The 1,850-nt window shown below is 66.6% G+C and carries 2 protein-coding genes; both read right to left on the reverse strand.

Features of this window, described 5'->3' with window-relative positions:
* Positions 1–102: 102 nt before the first annotated feature.
* The gene (locus ABLV17_RS13565) at positions 103–1,404 is read right to left on the reverse strand and encodes an oxaloacetate decarboxylase subunit beta (protein ID WP_213318015.1); all 1,302 of its coding nucleotides are present in this window, start codon (positions 1,402–1,404) and stop codon (positions 103–105) included.
* Positions 1,405–1,419: 15 nt separating this feature from the next.
* A partial coding sequence (locus ABLV17_RS13570) for a biotin/lipoyl-containing protein (protein WP_348854328.1) occupies positions 1,420–1,850 on the reverse strand: 431 nt, incomplete at its 5' end.

Raw genomic sequence — 1,850 nt, forward strand, 5'->3', positions numbered from 1 at the left:
CGGGAACCTCTCCCCGGTGGCGCTGCGCTTACCGGGGCTACAAACCGGAGCGGACTGGTAGCCCGGATAAGGCGCAAGCCGCCATCCGGGAAGGATGCCGGCTTACATCGCCAGCACGTACTTGAGCATCACCCCGGCGGCGATCGCCGAGCCGATCACCCCGGCCACGTTCGGGCCCATCGCGTGCATCAGCAGGAAGTTCTGCCCGTCCGCTTCCAGACCCACCTTGTTGGACACCCTCGCCGCCATCGGCACCGCCGACACCCCGGCGGAACCGATCAGCGGGTTGATCTTGTGTTTACTGAACACATTCATCAGCTTCGCCATGATCACCCCGGCCGCGGTGCCCACGCAGAAGGCGATCACCCCCAGCAGCAGGATCCCCAGCGTCTGCGGCTGCAGGAACTTGTCCGCCACCAGTTTGGCCCCCACCGACAGCCCGAGGAAGATGGTGACGATGTTGATCAGCGCGTTCTGCACCGTGTCGCTCAGACGATCCACCACGCCGCTTTCGCGCATCAGGTTGCCGAAGCAGAACATCCCCAGCAGCGGCGCGGCGTCCGGCAGCAGCAGCGCCACCAGCAGCAACAGCACCGCCGGGAAGAGGATCTTCTCGCGTTTGCTCACCGTACGCAGCTGCACCATGCGGATCTTCCGCTCTTTGTCGCTGGTCAGCGCCTTCATGATCGGCGGCTGGATCAGCGGCACCAGCGCCATGTAGGAGTAGGCGGCCACCGCGATGGCCCCCAGTAGCTCCGGCGCCAGCTTGCTCGACAGGTAGATGGCCGTCGGGCCGTCGGCGCCGCCGATGATGCCGATGGCCGCCGCCTGCGGCAGGGTGAAGTGGATGAAGCCGAAGTAGTTCAGCGCCAGCGCCCCGAGCACGGTGGCGAAGATCCCGAACTGCGCCGCCGCCCCCAGCAGCAGGGTGCGCGGGTTGGCCAGCAGCGGGCCGAAATCGGTCATCGCCCCGACGCCCATAAAGATCACCAGCGGCGCGATACCCGAGCCAATCGCCACCTTATAGAAGATGGCCAGCACCCCGGAGGAGTAGCCCATGTCCACCGCCAGCGTCTCCATCTGCCCCTGCACCGACGGCAGGGCCAGGGCCAGCGCCTCCTTGATGGCGTGGACATCCGGCGCGCAGTTGAGCTTCGCGGCAATCACCGCCAGCTGAACCGGGTCGTGGTGGGCCAGCAGGTTTTCCAGCGCGCTCAGCGCCAGCCCGGCCTCCGGAATATTGGAGAGCAGGCCGCCAAAGCCAATCGGCAGCAGCAGTAACGGCTCGAACTTTTTCGCAATCGCCAGCCACAGCAGCAGCAGGCTGACCAGCAGCATCGCCGCCTGGCCGGCTCCCAGGTGCATCAGCCCCATGCCCTGAATCAGGGCGTTCAGACTTTCCATTTGCGCTCCTCGTCCTTACGCCAGCTGCAGCAGGGTGTCGCCGACCGCCACCGCATCGCCGGATTTCACCGCGATACCGCGTACGGTACCGGCCTGCGCGGCGCGGATTTCGGTTTCCATCTTCATGGCTTCCAGAATCAGCAGTACCTCGCCCTCCGCCACCGCCTGGCCTTCGCTGGCCAGCACCTTCCAGATAGTGCCCGCCAGCGGCGCGGTCACCGGGGTGCCGGCGCCTGCCGGGGCGGCTGCGGGCGCGCTGGCTACCGGAGTAGCCGCGCTGAGCTGGCTGACGTCGCCGCCGTCGCTGACCTTGACCACGAAGGCTTTGCCTTCCACTTCGACGGTGTAGACGCCGGAGGCGGCGGCTTTTGCCGGCGCGGCAGATTTTGTCTCTTCCACCTGCGGCACGGGCTCAAAGGCCGCCGGGTTGTGGCGGTTTTCGAGGA

The sequence above is a fragment of the Klebsiella sp. CN_Kp091 genome (genome assembly GCF_040065095.1).
Taxonomy (GTDB): Bacteria; Pseudomonadota; Gammaproteobacteria; order Enterobacterales; family Enterobacteriaceae; genus Klebsiella; species Klebsiella aerogenes.

Bases quoted from the DNA above. Each gene is read 5' to 3' on its own strand.
- ABLV17_RS13565 (WP_213318015.1), bottom strand. From the start codon at position 1,404: ATGGAAAGTCTGAACGCCCTGATTCAGGGCATGGGGCTGATGCACCTG.